This is a genomic window from Paraburkholderia sp. SEWSISQ10-3 4, from assembly GCF_030464785.1.
GTDB classification, from domain to species: domain Bacteria; phylum Pseudomonadota; class Gammaproteobacteria; order Burkholderiales; family Burkholderiaceae; genus Paraburkholderia; species Paraburkholderia aspalathi.
Genome location: NZ_JALPRI010000002.1, coordinates 570,999 through 594,344, shown reverse-complemented (window position 1 = coordinate 594,344; position 23,346 = coordinate 570,999). Strand labels below are relative to the sequence as shown.

Here is a 23,346-nt window from a genome sequence, read left to right as displayed (position 1 = left end):
ACTACCAGTTTAATTAATGTATGGGATGGTCGTCTATTGGAGACGGTTTTTGTCAACAAAGTGAGGGACCTCCATGGGGCCGTTCTGTTGAGAGTCGCCCTGAATAATTGACCGTTAGTTGCGTTGCAGGCTCAAAAAGAAAGCGGGCAAACGCCCGCCTCCCTACTCCGCGCCGTTCAGGCAAGGGTCGGATAGCCCGATAGTGACAGTTTGAACCCATGCGCATTGGCGACGAGGTGCGCGTCCGCGCCGACCGGCAGCGTCAGCATGTTGGGAACATGGCCGAATTGCAGACCGGTAATGACCGGAATCCCGATTACCGAGCGCACCTGCTCGATCATTGCATGCAGATCGTAGCCATTGTCGTACTCGTACGATTTGCCGCCGGAGAAATCGCCGAGCACAAGCGCCTGCTGCTGCGCGAGGATGCCCGAGAGGTGTAATTGATAAAGCATCCGCTCGAGCCGGAACGGCTGCTCGTTGATGTCTTCGAGGAACAAAATGCCGCCCTGCACCGGCGGCATGTACGGTGTGCCGATCAGCGATGTCACCACCGCCAGATTGCCGCCCCACAACATGCCCGTCACATCGGCAGTCTGCGCTTGCGGCACATTGCTCGTCACCGTCATGGTCGGCCGGGTCAGCGCGGACCAGAAGTGCTGCATGGTGAACTCGCTCAGATCTTCCGCACCGAAGTCGCTCATCAGCATCGGCCCGCCGAAAGTTTTCAAACCGGCGCGTGCCAGCAAAGCAAGCTGCACCGCGGTGAAATCGCTATGCCCCACTAGCGCGACCGGCTGATCGGTCAGCCGCCGTTGCAGCCCTTCGTAGTCGAGTCCATGAAGGATGCGCGCTGCGCCGTAGCCACCACGCACGGCGAGCACGATGTCGGGCAACGCACGCGAGGGGTCCGCCAGCCGGTTCAGATCGGCGGCACGCTCGCCGTCGGTGCCGGCGAAGCGCTGGTAACGGCGCTTCGTCGCCTCCACACCTTCGACGCGATGCCCCTGCGCATGCAGGCGGTGCAACGCGCGGTGCAACACCTCGGCATCATGCGGATATCCGGACGGCGCGATCAACTCAATGGTGCGATGGACGGTCATTGGCAAGACCTGTTGGACGTTGTTGTTTTAGAGCGGCTCAGGCGGCCCCGGTTCGTTGCCTGCTTCGGCGCGTGCGTCGATGCCTGCGTCGGGATGGGCTTCAGCGTGTGCTTCGCTGCATGCTGTGGTGTGCGTTTCGGTGTGCGCGTCCGGGCGTGCTTCGCCGCTTGCAACGACGTGCGCTCCGCCCCGTGCCGCCGCGCGTGCTTCACGGCTTGCGCGCCGCCGCTCGGCGAAGAACGATTTCAGCGCTGCACCGCATTCGGTTTCGAGCACGCCGCCAGTCACCGTGGTGTGGTGGTTCAACTGCGGATTCGCAAATGCGTCGACGACACTGCCGCACGCGCCGGTTTTCGGATCGCGCGCTCCGAACACAACGCGTGCGATCCGCGCGTGCATGATCGCACCGGCGCACATCAGGCAAGGTTCCAGCGTCACATAGAGCTCGCAGCCCGGCAGACGATAGTTTTCGACAGCTTGCGCGGCGGCGCGCAAGGCGATCATTTCCGCATGCGCCGACGGGTCGTGCGCACCGATCGGATGATTGAATCCTTTGGCGATGACTTCGTCGCCCCGCACGAGCACCGCGCCGACCGGCACTTCGCCCGCTGCGCGAGCCTCTTCGGCTGCGGCCTGGGCGAGCGCCATGAAGCGACGATCACGCTCCGACACAGGCGGTGCGGGTGATTCGTCAGGTGTGGGGGTATCGATCAGCATCGTGGCGGCCGCCGCGGACGCTGGCGCATCGGAATCAACGGACCCGGCGTGGCCAGCCGGCAGTGTTGCCGCCTCAGCCGATTCGCGGGACTCGACAGACCCCGGATCTCGCGAGGCGCAGCGGGCAAGCGGCTCGCTCACTGCGAACCCGCATCGGCCATAGTGAGGTTGCCGACGCGCTCCGAGAGCCGCTCGGCAATGCGGCGGCAATACTCGCGCGGCAGGACCAGCGGGCCGCCGCGCAGCGATTCAAGCGCCATATCGAGCGCCAGCATGCGCGCCTGGAGACGGCAGCGGGTGGTCTGGTCGCTCACAGCATTGAGCTCCGCCTGCAGGTCGCGCAAGGCGCGCAGCTGCTCGACAGCCGGCGGCACGAAGCCCGCATTCTTCACAATCCGGTTGGCGACGCGCACTTCCTCCGGGACCAGTGCATCGTCCTCGAAAGGCAGCGGCGCGCCCGCGCCCGGCAAATCATCGAACTCACCGCGCGCGGCTGCGGCGGCAATACGCTGTTCGACTAACGCATCAAGCAATTTCATCTGCAGTCCACTACGTTGCGGCCCAAGCATTCTATCAGGGAGCGCGCGACGGTTTTGACTGTCTGACCGACGAATCCCCCTGGTTTTCAGATTCTGCGTATTTGAGGGGCGCATGGTGTGAATTAGGGTGGAGGGTTGCCGGCGCCGCTGCTTCGCACCGAAAAACTTACGAATATCTTTCGGCCTGCACCGCAAAAACGGCCACTCGGCCCTGCCATTGCCGCGTTCATGGAGTCTACTTACGTTATGCAATCCGGAATCACCGACCATCACTTCGATCCAGCACTTCCCACTTGCGCCGCACGCTGCGATCCGCGCCTGAGCGCATTGACAGCGCGGCTTCGAAAGCATGCCTTCACACGATATCTACGCACGACAATGATCGCTATTGCCATGGCGGTCACGCTATCAGGCTGCGGCGTGTTCTGCGGAGGCGCAGGTGGAAGCGGCGGCGGCTTTGCCGGCGGCTGCGCAACCGGCGTGCGGTTCTAGTCCGGCGCAACGTCTCCGCGATTCATCGTGAACGAGCCGCTCCTGCATCGCCACGCATCCCGAAGGCCGACGCGAACCCGTACATTCACCCGGCTGCCAATGCCCAACGCGCCAGAACGACATGCCGGGTACGGCCGAGCAGGCTGTGCACCAGCGCAAACTCACGCACGTTCCAACTGACGGCTTCGACAGGACGTGTCGCGATCGGGGGCATGCCGTAAGCAAGGGTCACGTGCGGGGTGTACGGCGTATTCGGCGAGACCGCACGATCCCCAAATCCAGCGTTCTGCAATGCCAGTCCAAGTGCATCGTGAAGCGCGTGGAGTCCAATGACGCCCTCGCCCCCACCCAACACCAGCGGCCCCGGCCGCGGCTTAATTGCAAAACTGACCGCACTGTCGAACTCTACACTAAAGGGCTCCATGCTGATCGACGCTGCCGCGTTCATGGCTGCATTCACCCGCGCCGGCGGCAAGCCGCCCGCGAAATTCCCGAGGTGTAGCAACGTGACATGCAAACGGTTGGCCGCGAGCGGTTTGCTCTTCGAGCGTGTCTCTGAGCAAAGCTGTTGTGCCAGCTTCGCGATTCCAGTTGCCGTGCGCATATCCGGAAAGACGGCGAAGAACAGGCCGTCGGTCGGCACAGGCGGCGCCTCGAGTCCGGGCAGCCAGAGTTGCTCAGGCATGGCGCGCCTGAATGGGTGACGCAGACATTTCGATGAAACTCCTCGCATCGATGCGGGCTAGCTCACGCATCGGAAAATTTTTCACGACTCGATGGGGCGAGGCGAGATTCAGCACACCCCCGCATCCCGCGCCCGTTCACGCCCAATGAACTTGCACTCACTGTGCCGTCCACGCACGATACTGTACATTCATACAGTATCGATGACAACGTGGAATCGCTCAGGACGCTGGAAGCACTGCCCGACGCAGCGAAATGCCCAGGCTTTTGAGCATGCCCGGCACACGAAAAAAGGGCGCCGCAGCGCCCTCTTCCGTGACTTCAACTCATCTCCGACGCGGGCTCGACCGGAACCAAACCGGTTCTGGCAAAAGCGCACCTGTCCGCGCTCGTCCCGAAGACCGCGCAGGGCGGCCGCAACCAGAACATCTGCCCGCCAATCCCGCTAAAACCGGTATCCCAGTCCAAGAAACACGATCACCGGATCCGCCGTGATGCGCGTCTTGTTCGACAACACCGTCTGACCGTTGGCAGCCACGGCATTGACCGTCGCATTTGTCTTGAGAGACAGATAGGTCACCGACGCGGTCGCGTACCAGTTCTTGCTGATGTTGTAAGACGCACCCGCGACGAACGCGGGATTCCACGACGGACTGAGCGATGCCGTCACCTGCCCCCCCGGCCCCGCAATCTGCTGCAACGCGCCACCGAATGTCGAGTTGAGATTGGTATGCGAGAACCAGGTGTAGTTCACGCCGACGCCGACGAACGGACGCAGCTTCGCCTGCGCGTCGAAGAAGAAATACTTCAGGAACAGAATGGGCGACCACGACCGGGTGGTAGCAAGCGGCTGCAGATTCCCCAGATTGAGCTTGGGCCCGCCAGCACCGAATGGTGCGGCGTTGCCCTGCGCAAAGAGCTGGAGCTTGGGTGGTATGCCCGCCGCCAGGTCAACGGCAATGTTGTCCGTGACGAAATACGTGTTCGAGAGCTCCAGGGTGAACGTGTTATGTATCTGACCACCCGTGCCCGTTGACGTGAAGGTGCCCAAAGCCGAACTGCTCTGCAGCGAGGTGGCGGACGACGGGGCAAAGTCGAGCCAAACGCCACCCGCGCTGGTGATGAGACTGCCGGCGCTCTGCGCCATCGCGTTGCTGGTACATATCGCGCCTGGTATTAATGCAAGGCATGCAAGTTTTTTAAACATATCCCCTCCACTTTATTTCGTATTGCGTATCAATAGTTTTTCATCGACGCCGGTTCTCGCAGCACCTCGTGTAGCGCCGCTCAGAACTGCTCGATTGGGAGGCTCGCCCCGCCCGACGCCCCGTTGCGGATCGCTTCCAGAAGCGCATTCGCTTTGGGCAGGATCTTGTCGGCGTAGAAGCGCGCGGTGGCGAGCTTGGTGCGATGAAAGTCCGGATCCTCATTCGCTGCGCTTTTCGCTGCTGCTACGAGCGCTGCGCGCCCCATCTGCCAGCCGCCGCACACGTAGCCGGTGAGCATCAGGTAATCGACGGAACTGGCAAGCGCGGCATCGGGCTGGGTCACCAGGGCTTGCAGCATCCAGGCGGTGGCGTCTTCAAGCGCCTGTACACCGGCCGCGAGCGCCGCGCCCACGGACGCCACTTGCGTATCCGTGCTGCGCGTGAGCTCCAGCGCAGCCTCACGTATCTCCGCAACCAGGTCGGCCATCCCCGCGCCCTGATCTGATGCGAGCTTGCGACCGGCAAGGTCCGCCGCCTGAATGCCTGTGGTGCCTTCGTAGATCGGCGCGATCCGTGCGTCGCGCAGGAACTGGCACGCGCCCGTCTCTTCGATGTAACCCATGCCGCCATGCACCTGCACGCCCGTCGATGCGATCTCGACGCCCAGCTCCGTGCACCATGCCTTCAACACGGGAATCAGAAGATCGACACGCACTTGGCGACGTGCGCGCTCAGCGGCATCCGGGTCACGGTGCGCGCGGTCCATGTCCGCCGCCATCACGTATGCGAAGGCACGCATCGCTTCGATCTGGGACTTCATCGTCATCAACATGCGCCGCACATCCGGGTGATGAATGATGGCCACCGCGCCACCCGATTTGCTGGACGCGAGCCGTCCCTGGACGCGTTCCTTCGCGTATTCACGGGCCTGCTGATAAGCACGTTCCGCGATCGCGAGCCCCTGGATACCCACCTTCTGACGCGCCTCGTTCATCATCGTGAACATATGCGCGAGGCCTTTGTTCTCCTGCCCCACCAGATAGCCAATCGCCCCGCCCTGATCGCCGAAGCTCATCACACAGGTCGGACTCGCGTGAATGCCGAGTTTGTGTTCGAGAGACACGCAGTGCACGTCGTTGCGCGCACCCGGCGAATCATCGGCGTTGAGCAGGAATTTCGGCACGAGGAACAGCGAGATGCCGCGCACGCCTTCGGGCGCGTCGGGCGTGCGCGCCAGCACGAGGTGAATCACGTTATCCGTCATGTCGTGATCGCCCCACGTGATGAAGATCTTCTGGCCGGCGAGGCGATAGTGATCGCCGTCAGGTACGGCCTTGGTGCGCACGGCGGCGAGGTCCGAACCGGCTTGCGGTTCGGTCAGGTTCATCGTGCCGGTCCACTCGCCGCTGACCATCTTCGGCAGATAGCGTGCTTTCAACTCGTCCGAACCATGTTGCCGCAACGCTTCGGTGGCGCCAGCGGTCAACAGAGGACACAGCGCAAACGCCATGTTCGACGAGTTCCACATCTCCACGGTTGCCGCCTGCAGGAGTTCGGGCAGGCCCTGGCCACCGAACTCGGGGTCGCCGCTCAGGCCGCTCCAACCGCCGGCAACGAACTGCCCGTAGGCAGCAGAGAAACCGTCGGCGGCCACCACGCCGTCAGGCGTCAGCCGCGCGCCCTGTTCGTCGCCCGGCTTGTTGAGCGACGCAAGCACTTCCGTCGCAAGTCTTGCGGCCTCCTCGAGTACCGCCTCGGCGAGTTCCGGGGTCGCCTCCTCGTAGCCCGGCAGCGAAGACAACTCGCCGAGTTCCGCCAGTTCCGTCATCACGAAACGCATGTCGCGCAGCGGCGCAATATAAGTGCTCATCATGTGCTCCCGCATTAAGCCTGTTGTAATTTGTCCAGTTCGCCGGACAACTCCGGCAACACCTTGAAGAGGTCGCCCACGATCCAGTAATCGGCGACCTGAAAAATCGGCGCCTCCTCGTCCTTATTGATCGCGACGATCACCTTCGAGTCCTTCATCCCGGCCAGATGCTGGATCGCGCCGGAGATGCCGACCGCGATATACAACTGCGGGGCGATGACCTTGCCGGTCTGACCCACCTGATAATCGTTGGGCGCGAAGCCGGCATCGACCGCGGCGCGCGATGCGCCGACCGCCGCGTTAAGCTTGTTAGCAATGTCATCGATCAGCGCGAAGTTTTCGCCGGACCCCATGCCGCGGCCGCCGGAGATCACGCGCTGCGCGGACGTCAATTCCGGGCGTTCCGAGCGGGTGAGCTGGTGGCTCACGAAGCGCGAGCCTGGAACCTCGGCAGCCGGCTCCAACGCGTCGATCGCGGCGGCACCCCCTTCGGCGGGCGCGGCCGCGAAGGCCGTCGTGCGAACGGTAATCACCTTGATCGGGTCGGCGCTTCGCACCTTTGCCAGCACGTTGCCCGCGTAGATGGGGCGTACGAACGTATCGGCGGATTCGACGGCGCTGATCTCGGAGATCTGCGCCACGTCGAGCAACGCAGCGACACGCGGCATCACGTTCTTCGCGGTCGTGGTAGCGGGTGCGATCACGTGGCTATAGTCAGCCGCGATCTTCACGACGAGCGCCGCCAGATTCTCGGCCAGCGCATGGCCGTAGTGCGCGGCGTCGGCGAAACGAACTCGCGTGACGCCGGCAATGCGGGCCGCCTGTTCGGCGACTGCCGCGCTTTGCGAGCCGGCCACGAGAACATGAATATCGTCGCCGAGTCGGGCGGCGGCGGTAACGGCGTTCAGGGTCGCTGTCTTGAGCGTCTGATTGTCGTGCTCAGCAATAACGAGTACGGGCATTTTTCTCCCCTTGTGTTAGATGACGTGGGCGACGTTGTGCAGCTTGTCGACCAGTTCGGCTGCATCGGCGACGCGAATGCCTGCCTCGCGTTTGGCGGGCTCCGCGAGCCCGAGCGTGGTGAGCCGCGGCTTGACGTCGACACCGAGCGCGTCCGGCGTCACCACATCGAGCGGTTTCTTCTTCGCCTTCATGATGTTGGGCAGCGTGGCGTAGCGCGGCGTGTTCAAGCGGAGATCGGCGGTAATGACTGCCGGCAGATCGACTTCGATCGTTTCGAGGCCGCCGTCGATCTCGCGCGTGACCGTGGCCTTGCCCGCTTCGATCGCGACCTTCGAGGCGAAGGTCGCCTGCGGCCAGCCGAGCAGCGCCGCGAGCATCTGGCCGACCTGGTTCGAGTCGTCGTCGATCGCCTGCTTGCCGAGCAGCACCAGTTGCGGTTGCTGCTTATCCACTAGCGCCTTCAGCAGCTTCGCGACCGCAAGCGGCTGTAACTCCACGTCCGTGTCGACGAGGATGGCGCGATCGGCGCCCGTCGCCAGCGCGGTGCGCAGCGTTTCCTGGCACGCCTGCACGCCACACGAAACCGCGATCACTTCGCTCACCACGCCGGCTTCCTTGAGGCGCACGGCCTCTTCAACACTGATTTCGTCGAAGGGGTTCATCGAGAGCTTCACGTTGGCAATGTCGACGGCGCTGCCGTCGGCCTTGACGCGGACCCTCACATTCGCGTCGACGACGCGCTTGACAGGAACAAGTACTTTCATTGCCTACTCCATTTGAAAATTGCTTAGGGTTTGCCGCGCACCGTCACACCGTCACGGCGTCTCGGCGAACACGCTGTTACGCTGGCCGTCGAACATGTCGACCAGATAGCGTTCAAGCGGTTTTTCCGACGCTGTCTTCGGGATCTCCGGCACCACCTGCAACCAGGAGACGACCGAACTCGCTTCCAGCTTCGCGCGGCATGCGCGGAATATCTGCTGCGGGTCGAAACGGGCTGCGTCCTTGGGCACCACCGCCGCGACCACATCCTTTTCGCCGGGCGCGCCCGACGCGGCCTTCACGCCGTACACGTAGACGTCTTCGACCAGACCGGATTCGGCGATCACTTTCTCGATCGGCGCCGGATTGATGAACTCGCCGTTGTGGCGAATGCCGCCGCCTTTGCGGTATTCGAAGAAGAGCCAACCGTTCTCGTCTTCGCGTACGACGTCCCCCATGTACAGCCAGCCGTCCCTGCACTTCTTCGCCGACGCTTCCGGATTGCCGAAGTATTCGACCTTGAACGGCGAGCCGTCGGCCGGACGGAACAGCAGTTCGCCGGGCACGCCGGGCGCGCAGTCGTTACCGTCGTCGTCGACAATGCGGTGCCTGAGAATCGGCGCAGGCTTGCCGATACTGCCCACCGGGCCGACCCCGAGCGGCTTGACCGTGATGCCGCCTTCCGCCGCGCCGTAGAATTCGACGATCTGGATACCGAAGCGTTTCTCGAAGTCCCTCCAGATCGCCGCGGGCATCCCCGCGGAAATCACGAAGCGCACGGGGTTGTCGGCGTCATCAGGCTTGTTTGGTTCGCTGTAGACCGCCGTGGTCATGCCACCGAGCAGCGTGAACGTCGTACAGCGGTACTTGCGGGTGATGTCCCACAGACGCGACTTCGTAAAGCGGCGCGACAGCACGGCGCGCATGCCGGCGGTGAGCGAGGCGCCCAGCGTCACGATCTGCGCGTTGGCATGCGTAAGCGACAGCCCCGAATACGGCCGGTCGCCGGGCACATAGCCAAACAGCGCCGACACCGCCGCCGAGGTGCCGCAATAGCGGCGATGCGTCATGACGATGCCCTTCGGATCGCCAGTGGTGCCGGACGTGAAAATCAACTGCATCGCGCTGTCGGGATTGCGGGCCACGATCGGCAATTCGGGCACCTGCTCCGGCAGCAACGCACAGTACGACAACACACCGGGGAAATCGGCGAGCGGCTTCGCGCCCTCGTCCGTTTCGAGCCCGATCACCCAGGACAGTTTGGGGAGGGAAGCGCGCACGGCAAGCAGGTTGTCGAGCGCGTAGTCAGCGGCGATAACGCCGCGGCAGCCCGGGCTGTCGAGCATGAAGGCGAGCTTCTCGCCGCGTGCGCGCGGATCGATCGGCACGAACACCGTGCCCGAAATCGAGGCCGCGACCATTGCGTCGATAAATTCCGCGTGATTGGCCATCAGCAGCGCGAAATGCTCACCGGGTTGCAGGCCCTGCTCGATCAACACCTGTGCGAGCCGCTGGCCGTTCTCCCATAGGTGCCGGTAAGTGCGCACCTCGTCGGGCCGCACGCCGGCGCCTTCGACGGTCAACACGTCGAGATCCGGCATGGTCTCGACACGGTTGGCGAGCAACGCGGCCAACGTGGTTTCGGGTGTGGTGCTCATGGCGCCCTCTCTCCTTGCAGATGCGGTTCGGTCTTGCGCGTGCGCGGAATCTGTCGCGGTTTCACAATGCGGCCTCACGATGCAGCCTCAGCGTCCGAGAATCGTGATGCTGGCAACGGCCTCTTCCACGCCGCACAGTCCGCCGCCGTTCTCCGCGATCGCGATGCGCGCGCCCTCCACCTGGCGAGCGCCCGTCTCACCGCGTAACTGGGTCACCAGTTCGTAAATCTGGCCGAGTCCTGTCGCGCCGATCGGATGCCCCTTCGATTCGAGGCCGCCCGACGGATTGATCGGAATCCGCCCGCCTATCGTCGTCTCGCCTCGTTCGGCAGCCACCCCGCCCATGCCCGGCTCGCACAACCCAAGCACTTCGGACTGGATGATTTCGCCGATCGCCGTCGCGTCGTGGACCTCGGCGACCGAGACATCCTGCGGCGCGACGCCCGCCTGCTCATACGCGCGCAACGAGCCCTGCCGGACCAGATGCCGGTCGAGTGCCGTGGCCGGCCGGTCGCTGCCCGTTTGCAGCACGGACGCCAGCACACGAATGGCGCGCGAGCGCCGTCCACGCAACAGCGCGAGGCCGGCTTCGCTGCACACGATCGCCGCGGCCGCGCCATCGCTGACGGGCGAACACATCGGCAGGGTGAGCGGATAGGTGATCGGCGGTGCGCCGAGAATCTCGTCGATCGAGTAAGCCTGCCGGTACTGCGCGAGCGGGTTGTGAACCGAATGTCCGTGGTTCTTGGCCGACACGGCGGCAAACTGCCGCTGGGTAGTGCCGTATTCGCGCATGTGCATCCGGCCCATCGACGCGTAGATATCCATGAACACGCTGTACGGTTTCGTCGAGACGCTGCCCTCTGGCGGCTCGATGCCCTCGCCCATCTCGAGCAACCGGCGCTTGCCGTTCTCCGTGTCATGCACATCCCACGCACCGTCGAAAGCGCTGAAGGTGCGCGCCTTGTCCGTGGAAAACATCTTCTCGGCGCCCACCGCGAGCACGATGTCGGCGGCACCGGCTTTCACGTAGTTGACCGCGAGATGAAACGCGGTGCTGGCGCTCGCGCAGGCGTTCTCGACGTTGATCACCGCGACCTTGTCGATGCCCATCGCCCGCAGCGCAAGCTGGCCGCGAATCATGTGCTGGCCTTCCATGTGCCCCTGCGTGGAGTTGCCGAAAAACGCGCCCTGCAACTGCGACTTGTCACAGCCTGCATCCGCGAGGGCGTCTTCCACTGCCGCGCGCGTGAGCTGCTTCACGCTGGTTTCCAGATGCTTGCCGAAGGGCGTCATGCCGACGCCCGCGATATACACTTCGTTACCCATATCGATCTCCACCGCGAGGGGGAACGCGCCGCAAGCCGCCGGCGCGAGCATTCCGATTCGTCGTCAAACGCTCTTGACCTCATAGGCGAGGTAACCTTCCTCGGCCTGCGCCGCGACCAGGTTGCGCGCGCCGAACGCCTGCGCCGGCGAAACGAAACCCACTGCGTGCAATTGCCCGCGCAGCACGCGTCGCGCTGCCTCGGCTCCGAGCACGCCGGTTTGCGCATAAGGCGAGTTGCCGCGCAGAATCACGCTGACGGAATTCGTATTGCCGCGCCCCTGGCACGACAACGTGCAGCGATTCACGTCCGGGTTTTCGCGCGGAGGCTCGACCTGCGTCACGGCCTTGCCCCACTCGTTGGTGACCTCTTCCTGTTTGGCGGGATCGAGGTGGCGGCACTCTTCCTCGAATTTCTTCAGCAGGCCGACCACCGCGAGAAAGCGTTCCTGATTTCTGAACGACACGAGCGTCTGGCAGTTGCGCGCGCGCGGGTCATCCTGGTACCAGACCGGCTCGCCGCCACCGCTCCATGGCAACGCATTCAGCAGCATGTGTTCACCCGGCACGTGAACCTGATACGGCGTGGCCCACGGCCACTGCACCAGTTGCTTGTTGCGCAGGTAGTACTGCGGCTGCGTGCACATCCGCAGAAACGACATCGTCGAGGCGACGCTCACTTCCGAGTCGCCGAGATAGAGCACGTCGAGCGTGTCGATTCCGGGAGTTTCCAGGGCGATCTCCGCCGCGAGATTGCCTTCGGCCCACATGTACGAATTGCCGGGGCACAGCGCCAGACCGCGGGCCGCGAAGGACTCGCCATACGTGCGCTTCAACAGCGACATCCAGTCGGTTTCGCCGGTGGTGTCGAAGTAGTTGCAACCGGCCGCGAGACTCGCCTCGACCACCGGGCGCCCGAGCTGCATGAACGGCCCGACGATATTGATCACCACCTTCTTGCCCTTGAAGAATTCGGTGAGCGCGCCTGTCTCGTGCTGAACCGCCACGCACTGATAGTCGTGTCCCGCGAGTTCGGGCACCTTCGCGAGTTCTTCTTCGAGCCGCTCCTTGCTGCGCCCGGCGGCAATGAACGGAATGCCGCGTTCAGCGAGCTTCCATGCCGTGAGCTTCCCGGTGTAGCCACTCGCTCCATAGAGGACCACTTCGTATGTCGTTGCCATTTCGTCGTCTCCTTCAGGTTGTCATAGGATTGCGTGGACGCGTCGTGCCGTTCAAAGCAGCTCGGGGTCGATCAGGTAGTAGCCACCCTTGATCGCCAGCACTTCGTTGCAGCCGTCTTCGATCATCGAAGCGCGTGCGTCGCGCCAGATCTTTTCGATCGGATACTCGCGGGTGAGCCCATTGCCGCAGAAGATCTGCAGCGCGTCGTTGGCCACTTCGAACGCGGTCTGGGTCGCGGTGACCTTCGCCGTCATCGCCGCGTGCAGCGAAGGCTGCGCCGCGGTGAAGTTGTAGTGCACGACACGCTGCGCGAGCGCACGGGCGGCCTCGACCTTGCGAAACATATGAAAGAGCCGCGACGCGACCGACTGATGGCGGATGATCGGCAGGCCACCCTGCTTGCGTTCATGCGCGTAAGCGAGTGCGAGCTCGAACGCGGCGCGCGCAGTGCCGGCAAACACGTTGGCCATGATCGCGTTGGCGAACGTGTGAATCGCATAGACCGCGTCGACGTACTGGTCGGGACCGGCGAGGAGATGCTCCTTCGACAACGTAACGTTCTCAAAGAACAGTTCGCCCTGGTTGAGCGCGCGCTGGCCGATCTTGTCAAGTGGCTTGCCGCGCGAGACGCCTTTGGCGTCGAGCGGCACGATCACCACCGCGCCGCGTTTCGTGTCGGCGCCGTTGCCGCTGTCCGCCGCGCAATAGAGAATGCACACGTCGGCGGCGATACCGTTCGACACCCACGCCGACTTCTGCCCGTTGATGATCACCTCGTCGCCGCGCAGCGTCGCCACGCAGTTAGGCCGGCCGTACGAGCCCTGCGGATGAAAGATCATGCCGTTGGCGTCGAGCATGTCGGAGCCGTGATCGGGTTCAGTGATGGCCCAGCAGCCGAGCTTCTCGTCCGGCGCGAGCGCACGGCAAAACGGGTTGCCGGACACGGCGCTCATCAGTGCGGGCAGCAAGCCTGCGCCGTAGGTGATCGCGAGTCCCGAATCGCCCCAGCCGAGTTCTTCGAACAGGATGCTCATCGTCGTCGCCCGTTCGGCGGGTTCGAGCTCGAGCAGCCCATCAACCCCGAAACCGAGCCCGACGAACTTCTCGCGCGCCTCCCAATAGGGCGAGCCCTTGGCGATCACCTCCTCGGGTGTCATGCGATCGAGCTTGACGCCGATCGGACGCATGACTTCTTCTGCGTAGCGATGCACGCTCTGCTGGACCATCTGGTTCATCACGGAGAGTTCGGGCTGCGCGCCGAGCGGACCAAGTTTGTGCGCTGCAATGTGATTCGTTGCGGTTGACATGTCTCCTCCTGCGAGGTGGTTGGGCGTATGATTTCTATGGAATCCATGGTGTCCCGGCGCGACGCTATGCAACATCCCCCGTACAGGGGAACGCAATTGCATGGAGGGGGAACGGCAGCCAGGGTCAACCCGAACGCCCGGAGCAACTAATGCACGTGATAGAAGCGCCGTCCCCGATCAGGCCGCCTCTCTTTCTCGCAACCAAGGTGTTTCCGCCGCGCCTGCCTGCCGGTTTGATAGACCGGCCGCGCCTCGTCTCTCTTGCCGGGAAGGCGGAATACAAACGGCTCACGGTCATCAAGGCGCCCGCCGGTTTTGGCAAGACATCGCTCGCGCTCACGTGGCTCAACGGCCTGAATGCAAGCGGCGCCTATGTCGCGTGGCTCTCGCTCGACACGGAAGACGACGAACCCGCGCGCTTCTTCCATCACCTGGCGCAGGCATTGCGCAACGCCTGCACAAGCGTCGGCGTGTCCGCGGTCAGCCTGACTACCGAGGCGTCACTCGTACCGGCGCATTCAGTGGTATCGACACTGATCAACGAACTCGTCGACGTCGACGACGAGGTCTATCTGTTCGTCGACGACTATCACCTGATCAGCCTGCCCGCCATTCACGACGCCATGTCGTACTTCATCGTGAATGCACCCTCGAACGTGCATGTCGTGGTCTGCACGCGTACCGATCCACCGCTGCCGCTCGCCAATCTGAGAGCGGGCAACGAGCTTCTGGAAATCGACGCGTCGACACTGCGTTTCAACTTCGACGAAACGCGCAGCTTTGTCGAACATGAATGCCCAGGCGAGCTGCGCGCTGCCCGCGTCAAGTCGTTGTTCGCGAGCACGGAAGGCTGGGCGGCGGCGCTGCGCATTTCGGCCTCAGTGCTATCGCGTGACGAAGGCAAACCGGATTGGGACGTGAGCGCGCCGTCCGGCGCGTCCCGGCCGTTCGCTGCGTACCTTGAAGACATGCTCAAGCGTTTGCCGGCCGAGATGGTCGAGTTCATGCAGCGCACGTCGATACTCGACCGTCTGACCGCACCGCTATGCGAAGCGGTAACCGGCATGGCGGCGGCACAAGGCATGCTGGATGCGATCTCCGCACGCCAGTTGCTGCTCGAACCGCTCGATATCGACGGACGCTGGTTCCGCTATCACCATCTCATGGGCGAGTACCTGCATAAGCGGCTCGAAACCCAGAATCCCGATCAGGTGGTAAGCCTGCATCGTCGTGCGTGCCAGTGGTACGCCAAAGAGTCGCGCTGGACAGACGCCGTCAAGCACGCGATCGCCGCGGGCGATACGGAAGACGCTGTCTCCCTGATGGCTCACTGCGCAATGGCGCTCGTCACGAAGGGCGACCTGCTCACGCTGCTCGGCTGGCAACGGCAGTTCCCGGCGCATCTGATGCGCGGTCAGGTCACGATCACGCTCGCGATTGCATGGGGGATGGCGCTGGCGATGCGTTTTGACGAAGCGCTTGCGATCCTCGATGAGATCGAGCGCGACACGGGACCGGGTTCGAGCGACACCGCCGACAACATTCGCTGGGAGTGCCAGGCGATCCGCTCAGTGGTGGCCGCGCTGCAGGACGACGCGCCGCGCGCGCTGGCGATCGCGCAGGCGTGCCTTGAACGGTCGTCGACAGATAGTTGGACCACCAACGTCGTCTCCAACGTCGTACGCTTCGCGCATTGGAAATCAGGCAATCTGCAAGCACTGTACGCGACACCGTGGATCCCCTATTCGCTCGAGGAAGACCAGCGCAACGTGTTCGCCTCGGTCTACCGGCTATGCCTGCTCGGCCATGCGGAGATGCAGCAGATGCACTTCACGCTCGCCGAGCGCTATTTCACCGAGTCGATCCAGCTCGCCGAGCGCCATGCCGGTCCGAAATCCATCTCGGCCGCTTTGTGCGCGCCCATGATTGCGCAGATCTGGTACGAGCAGGGACGGCTCGATGAGGCGGAGGCGTTGCTGGTCGATCTCATGCCGGTGATCGACCTGGCGGTGCTGCTCGATAGCACCTTGATCGCTTACCGCGTGCTGGTCCGGATCGCTATCGCGCGTTCCGACGCCGAGCGAGCCTATGCGCTGCTGGATCAGGCGCAGGCCCTCGGTTACGCACGCCGCTGGGACCGGCTGATTGCTGGTGTTCTCGTCGAGCGCGGACGGCTCTATCTGGCTGAAGGCAGAGTGACGGAAGCGTCGGCCTGTGTCGTGCAACTGGACCAGTTGGCAGACGCCCATTGTCCCGCTGAGCATGCCGTTTCGCCGGAGATTGAAACCTACCGCGCGATCGCGGCGGCCTGGGTGGCGATCGCCAGGAACCAGACCGAAGAAGCCCTTGAGGCGTTGACATCCGCTTTGCAGGGCGTCGAAAGCCGGCACGGCGACTATCTCGCGCTGCGTTTGCGCACCGTGATCGCGCTGATCTGGTTGCGCGCGAACAACCAGACCCGCGCCGTCGAAATCTTTCGCGAAGTCCTGAGCGCCAATAGCGGTATCTACCGCTCGATTCTCGACCAGGGGCCCGAAATCGGGCCGCTCCTACAGGCGGTTCGCGACGACACGCGCTCCACCCCGCAGACGAAAGACATCGTCGCCTATATCGATCGTCTGCTGGACGGCTGGCGAGCGCTCTACGAGCCCGTCACGCCGAGGCGCGACATGGAACGGGAGCCGTTGAGCGCGCGGGAGCGCAGCATCGTCGAGCTGATTGCTCAAGGGCAGTCGAACAAGGAGATCGCGCGCACCTTGGGGATTGCGCCTGAAACCGTCAAGACTCATGTCAAGAACGTCTTCGTGAAACTGGATGTCGACAAGCGCGCACACGCCGTTGCGCGCGCGCAGGCACTGGGTCTGGTCGCGACCGGCTAGCGCACTTACGTCTTAACGCATGACGACAAGTGTGGCGGCATGAATCAGCACGCCGACCATGCCGCCCACGAATGTGCCGTTGATCCGCACGTACTGAAGATCACGGCCGATTTCCGCCTCGATCTTCCGGCTCACTTCATCCGCATTCCAGCCTTTTACGACCTCGGTGATCAGCACGGAGAGCTGGCGCCCATAGCGCACGACGAGTTCGCGCGCAAGCGCGAGCCACCACGCGTTCAGTTTGTGTTGAACCGCGGGTTCACGGCTGATCCGCTTGCCGAGCGAAGCCAGCATGCTTGTCATCGCATCGCGCACAGCCGATTGCTCGTGACTGAGATCGGCGATCACACGCATGCGCAAACGCTCCAGCAGCACGCGATGGTGGTCTGCATGCCTGAAATAACGGATGCAGTCACGCATCAGCGACTTGCCGAAACGTCGATGCACGGCCGATGTTTGCAACTGCACGCTCAGGCCCTCAAGGGTCTCATCGAACTGGTGACGCAGTTCATGATCCGGATTCGCCGCCACTTCACGGAGGAGCGCGACGATGCCCTCGATAAATTTACTGACGATATACGTGTCAAGCTGCGCGGGTGTGTATCTCGAGGCCTCGCTGAATTTGGCCTTGATCATGCCGACGTTCGCCGTGAGCCATTTCTCCAGCACTTCAAGTCCGCGAACCAGCCACGGCTGATGCCGCTCGCTTTCAGTCAGTACTTTGATGACGTCGCCGGCTACTCGGGATACATCGAACGTACGCAACTGCGGTATCACCAGACGGTCGAAAAACCACTGCGCATCCGCTTCGTCAATGCCATCGAGCAATCCTGCCACGGCATCCGCAACGATATCGGCCACCCCGCGGCTGTTCGCCGGCTGCTCCAGCCAACGGGCGAGCGCCTGCGCGGCATCGTGGCCGCTAAGCCTGTCGACGATGAGTTCCGGCGTCAGAAAATTTTCTTCGACGAACTTGCCGAGGCTCTCGGCAATGCGCTGCTGGTTTTGCGGAATGATCGCCGTATGTGGAATCCGCAGCCCTAAAGGACGACGGAACAACGCGACGACGGCGTACCAGTCAGCGATCGCGCCGACCGTGCCGGCCTCAGCAAACGCTCGCGGCCACGCAAGCCATGCATGCTCCGCCTGCCAGGCAACACACGCGAACAGCAACGCAATCATGCAGACGAGCAGGCAGGTCGCCGTCCGCCGCATGCGCGTCAAACCGCTTGCCTTACGGTCTTCGTGTGCATTCGCAATGGCCGCCCGCTCGCCATCGCTACCGTGCGCAGAGAAACTCAACTCGCCTCCTGCCGGAGAAACCTGCGCACCACCGGCGCGACTTCAGTCGCGCGCGAGATGAGAAACAGGTGACCGTCATCGATCACATAGAGCGTCGCATTGGGGATACGGGCCGCGAGAATCTTCGCGTTGGTGAGCGGCACGATCGGGTCGTCGTTGCCGTGCATGACCAGGGTCGTCTGGCGCAATGCACCGAGCCATAGCAGACTGCTCCAGCCCGTAGCCGCCAGTAGCTGATAGAGGTAGCCGCGGCCGCGCGGCGGCTGAATATGCTGGCTATGCGCCTTCAGCAAGGACGGATCACGCCGGTAAGCGCCCCCGTAGATATCCGCGCCCACCCGTTGCAGGTAGGTGGGATCGGTATAGCGGCGCGGCCCGATCAGCTTCGACAAGACCGATAGCTTGCCCGGCACCATGATGACGCCGGGTGAGGTTGCCGCGAGAATGAGCCTGCGGCAGCGCTCCGGGTACAGATGCGCGAACTGCTGCGCCAGCGCGCCGCCCCACGAAACGCCGAGCACGTCGACGGCACCCTCGTAGCCGAGCCGCGTCAGCAGCTTGTCCGCCAGCACGGACAACGTCGAAAAGCGATACGGCACGACCGGCGCGGGCGAACCGCCGACGCCGGGAACGTCGAAGATGATGACGCTCACGTCTTCGAGCGCCGTGACAAACGGCTCCACCAGTTCGAGGTTGGCGCCGATGCCGTTGAAGATAAGGAGCGGCGGCGACGCATCGCTGCCGCGCCAGGTTGCGACACGCAGTGTCTGACCGTCCAGATCGATTATCTGGATTTCCATGCTGCAAAGAGACTCGGGGTTCGTGTGCATTTTTTGTTTCCGGATCATCTTCTGAAAGGACGCTTCATTCGACGCGTCGGCATGCCGCATGGGCAGTGTCGTATGACTTCTTCGGCATTACTTCTTCGGCTGGAGGAGCGTTTTCAGTTCCTCGACGTGCTCGGCGACGCGCTTGGTGACCACGGCGACGCTGTCGGCCTGCGCACGGTACGCAGTGTCCGCGAGTTCCTGCATGTCCACCAGCGCCTTGTTCAACGCCTGCTGCACCACTTCACCCGTATTGGCCGCCGGCTGGCCGCCCGACTGGGCAACGCGGCTGACGAGCGACTGCACTTCGGTCAGCGTCGTGCGGAGAATCTCCGACTGCTTCTGGGCGAGCGACTGCACGCCTGCCAGCGCGGTCGTGTTGGCTTCGACGATCGCCTCGACGTCCTTGCGGCGCGATTCGAGGAGTGCGCCCACGTCGATGCCGGGCAGCTTGAACTGGCCAACGACCTTTTTATACTCGGCGAAAATGCTGTTGAAATTGGTTGAATCCATCATCGATACTCCATTGAAACTACGTTAAGAAAATGTTGACTACGGTGCGGTCAATGCGTGCACCAGGGCATGTACCTCAGGCCTCCATGACATACGTTCCCGGCGCCTCCACGCCCGCGGGGTGCTGCTTGTTGCCTACTGCCGCCGGGGCGGCACGCCGCTCGCCGGAATGGTCGGCGAGCCATGTGCGCCAGTCCGCCCACCACGAGTCCTTTTCAGCCTGGGCATTGGCAAGCCATGCGTCGGCAGTGGCGGCCAAATCGCTGTTGAGAAAGAACTTCGCTTTCGGATTGCCTGGCGGGTTGATCAGGCTCTGGATATGACCGCTCGAACTCAGCACGAAGCGCGTCTTGCCGCCGAACGTGCGCGCCGTGTTGTACACGCCCTTCCACGGCGTAATGTGATCGGTCATGCCCGCGACGACGTATTTGTCGCACTTCACTTCCGAGAGATCGATCGGCGTACCCAGCACCGTCAGCGCGCGCGGCTTGCTGAACAGATTGCCCGTAAAGATATCGAGCAGTTGCCCATGCATCGCCGCGGGCAGCCGGGTCGCGTCGTTGTTCCAATACAGGATGTCAAAAGCGGGCGGCGCTTTGCCGAGCAGATAGTTATTGACCCAGTAATTCCAGACGAGATCGTTGGGTCGCATCCACGCGAACACGCGGCCCATTTCTTCACCGGCGAGCACGCCCTTCGATGTGCTGTTCTGCTTCGCGGCCGCGATGGCTTCCGGCGTTGCAAAAAGACCGAGCTGTGAATCAGCCGTGTTGTCCAGCACCGCGACCATCAGCGTGGCGGCATTGACGCTCTTGTCACCGCGGCTTGCGAGGTGGCCAAGGAGCGCGGAAATCGTCATCGCACCCGAGCAGGCGCCGTGCAGGTTGACGTCGTCGCTGCCGGTAATGTCGCGCACGGCCGTGATCGCTTCGAGCAGCGCCGTCACATAGGTATCGAGGTCCCAGTGACTCTGTGCGGCGGTGGGATTGCGCCAGCTCACCATGAACACCTGGAACTCGCTCTTCACCAGATAGTCGACGATGCTCTTGCCTTCGGAGAGGTCGAACACGTAGAACTTGTTGATCTGGGGCGGCACGATCAGTTGCGGGCGGGCATATACATGCTCGGTCGTCGGCGCGTACTGGATCAGCTCGAGCACCTCATTGCGAAAGACCACCGAGCCCGGCGACGTGGCGAGATTTCCGCCCACCTTGAACGCCGACCGGTCGACTTGCGCGGGCATCCCCTGGTTCTGCACCATGTCCGTCACGAGATTGCGCATGCCGCCAAGCAGGCTGGCGCCGCCCGAATCGATGATTTTCTTCAGCGCAGCCGGATTGCCGAGCAGCGTGTTCGTTGGCGACAGCGCGTCGGTGAAGAGCGACAGCACGAACTGCGCGCGTTCCTTGCTCTTCGCGTCAAGCGCGGAGCGGTCGACAAACCCTGTCAATGCACTGCGCCACGCCACGTAAGCTTGCAGCGTCATGCGGTAAAGCGAATTGGTCTGCCACGCCGGGTCGGTGAAGCGCTTGTCGCCCTGAGGCGGCGTACTGTCCGCGCTGCCGCCAAGCACGGCGATCAGGTCGCGGACGAGCGCCGCCTCCTGCTCCATGAGCAAGGTGGGTTGCCGCAGCGCCTGGGTGCCGATCTGCTGCGCGGTTGCCATAATGTCTTGCGGCCGCAATCCCACGAACGGATTCGGTCCGAGCATGCCTTCCGCGGCAGACGCCGCAAGGTCGTTCGTCTGCTCGCTGCGTGCCTTGCTGTCGTCATTTGCCGCCATCTTGCTGCTCCTCTAACATCCCTATCCGTTTCGTCGCCAGCGCTGCTTACGCTTGCGAGACCAGCATCGCCAATGTCTCGGCAATGAGCGCCGGCTTCTCCTCGCCCTCGATCTGCAGTTCGTTCATCGTCTTCACGATGATCCGGCCGCCGCCCTTCTTTTCCACCGAAATCAGCGTCACGCGGTTTCGCACCCGCCCTCCCGCTTTCACCGGTGTCATGAAGCGCACCTTGTCCAGCCCGTAGTTCAGTCCAGCCGATGCGTCCTCAGGAATGAGTCCGATCTCGATCGCGAGCGACGCCAGTAGCGACAGCGTCAGATAGCCGTGTGCGATCGTGCCGCCGAACGGGCTTTCGCGTTTCGCGCGCTCAGGATCCACGTGAATCCACTGCCTGTCGCCCGTGCAGGCCGCGAAGGCGTCGATACGTGCCTGATCGACGACAACCCAATCCGACACGCCCAATTCGCGGCCAACGAAGTCGTCAATCGTGGCGACGCTATATCCTTTGATGCTCATCGTGTTTGCTCCTTGCGACGGGTCAGGCGAACTGTTCGCGCAACCACTTCTTGTTCATCTTGCCGACGCTCGTCTTCTGCAGCGCGTCGACGAACTTGACGATCTGCGGCACCGCGTACTTCGAGATCCGTCCGGTTTTGGTGAATCCCATGACGTGTGCTTTGACGTCGTCTTCGGTAACTGCAGCGCCCGCCTTCAGAACCACAAGCGCAACTGGCCGTTCGCCCCATTTCTCGTCCTTGATCCCGATCACCGCGACTTCCGAGACATCCGGGTGCAGCGAAATCAGGCTTTCGATTTCGAGCGAAGAGATCCACTCGCCGCCCGATTTGATGACGTCCTTGATACGGTCCGTGATCTGGATGTTGCCGGTCGCGTCGATGTTCGCGATGTCCTGCGTATGCAGGTATCCGCCTGTCCAGAGCTGCACGGATGCATCCGGATTGTTCAGATAGCCCCGCGTCAGCCACGGCGCACGCACGACGATCTCGCCGTAGGCCCGGCCGTCGTGCACGATGTCTTCCATGTCCTCGTTGACGATGCGCAAGTCGACGAGCGGAACGGGGAAACCGGTCTTGCAACGCAGGCGTACCTCTTCTTCAAGATCGAGCGGCCCGGTGTTAGGCGGAAGTTGCGCGAGGCTCAACACGGGACCGGTCTCGGACATGCCATAGCCGGTAAAGACGTCGATGCCGCGGTCGAGCGCGGCGCGCGCGAGACCGTGCGGCAACGCGCCGCCGCCGATGATGACCTTCCATTTGCTGAAGTCCGCGTGCTTCGCGTCATCGCACGAGAGCAGCATGTGCAGGATCGTGCTGACGCAGTGCGAAAACGTGACGCCTTCTTCGCGGATCAGTTGCACGAGACGATCGGGCACATAACGGCCCGGATAGACCTGCTTCACGCCCATCACCGTCGCGATGTAGGGCATGCCCCATGCGTGCACATGGAACATCGGCGTGAGCGGCATATAGACGTCGCCGCGATGAAAGCGCTGTCCCGATACCGGGCTCGACAGCGCCCCCATCAAGGTGATGGTGTGCAGAACCAGCTGGCGATGCGAGAAGTACACGCCTTTGGGCAGGCCAGTGGTTCCCGTCGTGTAGAAGGTGGTGGCCCGGGTGTTCTCGTCGAAGTCGGGGAAGTCGTAGCTCGTCGCGCTCGCTTCAAGCATCGCCTCGTATTCGGTGGCGAATGCAATGGTGTGCGCGCTCGCTTCACTGCCCGGCTCGTCGATCCACACGAAGGTGCGGACTGTTTCGAGCTGGTCCTTGATCGCTTCGACCACGGGCAGGAAATCGGTGTGGACGAACAGCACCTCTGCGCCGGCGTGGTTGATCGTGTAGGCGATCTCCGCCTCCGACAACCTCACGTTGACCGTCTGAAGCACGGCGCCCATCATCGGCACCGCAAAATACGATTCCAGATAGCGGTGGCTGTCCCAGTCCATGACGGCCACGGTGCTGCCGTGCCGTACGCCGAGCTCGTGAAGGCCATTGGCCAGTCGCGCAATGCGTTCTCTCAGCGTGGTATAGGTCATCCGCAGCTGGCCGCGGTACACGATCTCCTGATCCGGCGCCTGAACGAACGGCGTATGCAGCAGTTGCTTGATCAGCAGCGGGTAGGCATAAGGGGATGGCATCGATCCCTGCACGGCGTCCTGCATCTACGTCTCCTCAAGTCGAGAAATGGGTCGGGCTAACACAAGTCAGT

Annotated in this window: 19 protein-coding genes; 1 reads left to right on the top strand and 18 read right to left on the bottom strand. The window is 63.0% G+C overall.

The genetic code is table 11. From position 1 onward, the window contains the following. Positions 1-176: 176 nt before the first annotated feature. The 12 genes from ldcA to M0D68_RS08335 all read right to left on the bottom strand — a co-directional run bounded on the left by ldcA (position 177) and on the right by M0D68_RS08335 (position 13,812). Positions 177-1,103, bottom strand: a complete 927-nt coding sequence (gene ldcA, locus M0D68_RS08390; RefSeq protein ID WP_093639831.1) for a muramoyltetrapeptide carboxypeptidase — start codon at positions 1,101-1,103, stop codon at positions 177-179. A gap of 27 nt (positions 1,104-1,130) precedes the next feature. Next, complete coding sequence (gene tadA, locus M0D68_RS08385) at positions 1,131-1,820, bottom strand: tRNA adenosine(34) deaminase TadA (protein ID WP_234488003.1); 690 nt, start codon at positions 1,818-1,820, stop codon at positions 1,131-1,133. A 137-nt stretch (positions 1,821-1,957) separates the two neighbouring features. Then, the gene (locus M0D68_RS08380) at positions 1,958-2,359 is read right to left on the bottom strand and encodes a DUF1992 domain-containing protein (RefSeq protein ID WP_266224176.1); all 402 of its coding nucleotides are present in this window, start codon (positions 2,357-2,359) and stop codon (positions 1,958-1,960) included. Between the two features lie 577 nt (positions 2,360-2,936). After that, positions 2,937-3,536, bottom strand: coding sequence for a 2'-5' RNA ligase family protein (locus M0D68_RS08375; RefSeq protein WP_266224175.1), 600 nt, complete (start codon positions 3,534-3,536; stop codon positions 2,937-2,939). Between the two features lie 444 nt (positions 3,537-3,980). After that, complete coding sequence (locus M0D68_RS08370) at positions 3,981-4,682, bottom strand: OmpW family protein (protein WP_234488057.1); 702 nt, start codon at positions 4,680-4,682, stop codon at positions 3,981-3,983. A gap of 140 nt (positions 4,683-4,822) precedes the next feature. Then, positions 4,823-6,613, bottom strand: coding sequence for an acyl-CoA dehydrogenase C-terminal domain-containing protein (locus M0D68_RS08365; protein ID WP_266224188.1), 1,791 nt, complete (start codon positions 6,611-6,613; stop codon positions 4,823-4,825). A gap of 14 nt (positions 6,614-6,627) precedes the next feature. Next, positions 6,628-7,575: an electron transfer flavoprotein subunit alpha/FixB family protein gene (locus M0D68_RS08360; protein ID WP_266224174.1), complete on the bottom strand. Its 948-nt coding sequence runs from the start codon at positions 7,573-7,575 to the stop codon at positions 6,628-6,630. A gap of 15 nt (positions 7,576-7,590) precedes the next feature. Beyond that, on the bottom strand, positions 7,591-8,340 hold the full coding sequence (locus M0D68_RS08355; protein ID WP_266224173.1) for an electron transfer flavoprotein subunit beta/FixA family protein: 750 nt from the start codon (positions 8,338-8,340) through the stop codon (positions 7,591-7,593). A 51-nt stretch (positions 8,341-8,391) separates the two neighbouring features. After that, on the bottom strand, positions 8,392-9,996 hold the full coding sequence (locus M0D68_RS08350) for an AMP-binding protein (RefSeq protein ID WP_266224172.1): 1,605 nt from the start codon (positions 9,994-9,996) through the stop codon (positions 8,392-8,394). An 87-nt stretch (positions 9,997-10,083) separates the two neighbouring features. Then, positions 10,084-11,325, bottom strand: a complete 1,242-nt coding sequence (locus tag M0D68_RS08345) for a thiolase family protein (protein ID WP_211705408.1) — start codon at positions 11,323-11,325, stop codon at positions 10,084-10,086. Between the two features lie 63 nt (positions 11,326-11,388). Continuing rightward, positions 11,389-12,504 (bottom strand): trans-acting enoyl reductase family protein, encoded by a 1,116-nt coding sequence (locus tag M0D68_RS08340; RefSeq protein ID WP_266224171.1) that lies wholly within the window; start codon positions 12,502-12,504, stop codon positions 11,389-11,391. Between the two features lie 51 nt (positions 12,505-12,555). Beyond that, a complete protein-coding gene (locus tag M0D68_RS08335) occupies positions 12,556-13,812 on the bottom strand; it encodes an acyl-CoA dehydrogenase family protein (RefSeq protein ID WP_266224170.1) in 1,257 nt (418 codons plus the stop codon). Between the two features lie 149 nt (positions 13,813-13,961). Here M0D68_RS08335 and M0D68_RS08330 point away from each other — a divergent pair, with 149 nt between their 5' ends. Continuing rightward, a complete protein-coding gene (locus M0D68_RS08330; RefSeq protein ID WP_266224169.1) occupies positions 13,962-16,691 on the top strand; it encodes a LuxR C-terminal-related transcriptional regulator in 2,730 nt (909 codons plus the stop codon). Positions 16,692-16,703: 12 nt separating this feature from the next. Here the strand turns inward: M0D68_RS08330 and M0D68_RS08325 are convergent, their stop codons facing one another. From M0D68_RS08325 to M0D68_RS08300, 6 genes are all read right to left on the bottom strand, one after another. Beyond that, positions 16,704-17,993 (bottom strand): DUF445 domain-containing protein, encoded by a 1,290-nt coding sequence (locus tag M0D68_RS08325; protein ID WP_266224168.1) that lies wholly within the window; start codon positions 17,991-17,993, stop codon positions 16,704-16,706. Then, positions 17,990-18,823, bottom strand: coding sequence for a poly(3-hydroxyalkanoate) depolymerase (phaZ, locus tag M0D68_RS08320; protein ID WP_266224167.1), 834 nt, complete (start codon positions 18,821-18,823; stop codon positions 17,990-17,992). The genes M0D68_RS08325 and phaZ overlap by 4 nt, the downstream gene beginning before the upstream one ends. Before the next feature lie 87 nt (positions 18,824-18,910). Continuing rightward, positions 18,911-19,333 (bottom strand): phasin family protein, encoded by a 423-nt coding sequence (locus tag M0D68_RS08315; RefSeq protein ID WP_093640219.1) that lies wholly within the window; start codon positions 19,331-19,333, stop codon positions 18,911-18,913. Positions 19,334-19,409: 76 nt separating this feature from the next. Beyond that, entirely contained in the window at positions 19,410-21,116 is a 1,707-nt protein-coding gene (locus tag M0D68_RS08310) for an alpha/beta fold hydrolase (protein ID WP_266224166.1), read from the bottom strand. Positions 21,117-21,162: 46 nt separating this feature from the next. Then, a complete protein-coding gene (locus tag M0D68_RS08305; protein WP_054035292.1) occupies positions 21,163-21,633 on the bottom strand; it encodes a MaoC family dehydratase in 471 nt (156 codons plus the stop codon). A 22-nt stretch (positions 21,634-21,655) separates the two neighbouring features. Further along, a complete protein-coding gene (locus M0D68_RS08300; protein WP_266224165.1) occupies positions 21,656-23,299 on the bottom strand; it encodes a fatty acid--CoA ligase in 1,644 nt (547 codons plus the stop codon). Between the last annotated feature and the right edge of the window lie 47 nt (positions 23,300-23,346).

Bases quoted from the DNA above. Each gene is read 5' to 3' on its own strand.
- M0D68_RS08370 (WP_234488057.1), bottom strand. From the start codon at position 4,682: ATGGCGCAGAGCGCCGGCAGTCTCATCACCAGCGCGGGTGGCGTTTGG.
- M0D68_RS08310 (WP_266224166.1), bottom strand. From the start codon at position 21,116: ATGGCGGCAAATGACGACAGCAAGGCACGCAGCGAGCAGACGAACGAC.
- M0D68_RS08330 (WP_266224169.1), top strand. From the start codon at position 13,962: ATGCACGTGATAGAAGCGCCGTCCCCGATCAGGCCGCCTCTCTTTCTC.
- M0D68_RS08365 (WP_266224188.1), bottom strand. From the start codon at position 6,613: ATGAGCACTTATATTGCGCCGCTGCGCGACATGCGTTTCGTGATGACG.
- M0D68_RS08315 (WP_093640219.1), bottom strand. From the start codon at position 19,333: ATGGATTCAACCAATTTCAACAGCATTTTCGCCGAGTATAAAAAGGTC.
- M0D68_RS08300 (WP_266224165.1), bottom strand. From the start codon at position 23,299: ATGCAGGACGCCGTGCAGGGATCGATGCCATCCCCTTATGCCTACCCG.
- M0D68_RS08340 (WP_266224171.1), bottom strand. From the start codon at position 12,504: ATGGCAACGACATACGAAGTGGTCCTCTATGGAGCGAGTGGCTACACC.
- M0D68_RS08305 (WP_054035292.1), bottom strand. From the start codon at position 21,633: ATGAGCATCAAAGGATATAGCGTCGCCACGATTGACGACTTCGTTGGC.
- M0D68_RS08375 (WP_266224175.1), bottom strand. From the start codon at position 3,536: ATGCCTGAGCAACTCTGGCTGCCCGGACTCGAGGCGCCGCCTGTGCCG.
- M0D68_RS08335 (WP_266224170.1), bottom strand. From the start codon at position 13,812: ATGTCAACCGCAACGAATCACATTGCAGCGCACAAACTTGGTCCGCTC.
- M0D68_RS08360 (WP_266224174.1), bottom strand. From the start codon at position 7,575: ATGCCCGTACTCGTTATTGCTGAGCACGACAATCAGACGCTCAAGACA.
- M0D68_RS08355 (WP_266224173.1), bottom strand. From the start codon at position 8,340: ATGAAAGTACTTGTTCCTGTCAAGCGCGTCGTCGACGCGAATGTGAGG.
- ldcA (WP_093639831.1), bottom strand. From the start codon at position 1,103: ATGACCGTCCATCGCACCATTGAGTTGATCGCGCCGTCCGGATATCCG.
- M0D68_RS08350 (WP_266224172.1), bottom strand. From the start codon at position 9,996: ATGAGCACCACACCCGAAACCACGTTGGCCGCGTTGCTCGCCAACCGT.
- M0D68_RS08380 (WP_266224176.1), bottom strand. From the start codon at position 2,359: ATGAAATTGCTTGATGCGTTAGTCGAACAGCGTATTGCCGCCGCAGCC.
- M0D68_RS08345 (WP_211705408.1), bottom strand. From the start codon at position 11,325: ATGGGTAACGAAGTGTATATCGCGGGCGTCGGCATGACGCCCTTCGGC.
- phaZ (WP_266224167.1), bottom strand. From the start codon at position 18,823: ATGCACACGAACCCCGAGTCTCTTTGCAGCATGGAAATCCAGATAATC.
- tadA (WP_234488003.1), bottom strand. From the start codon at position 1,820: ATGCTGATCGATACCCCCACACCTGACGAATCACCCGCACCGCCTGTG.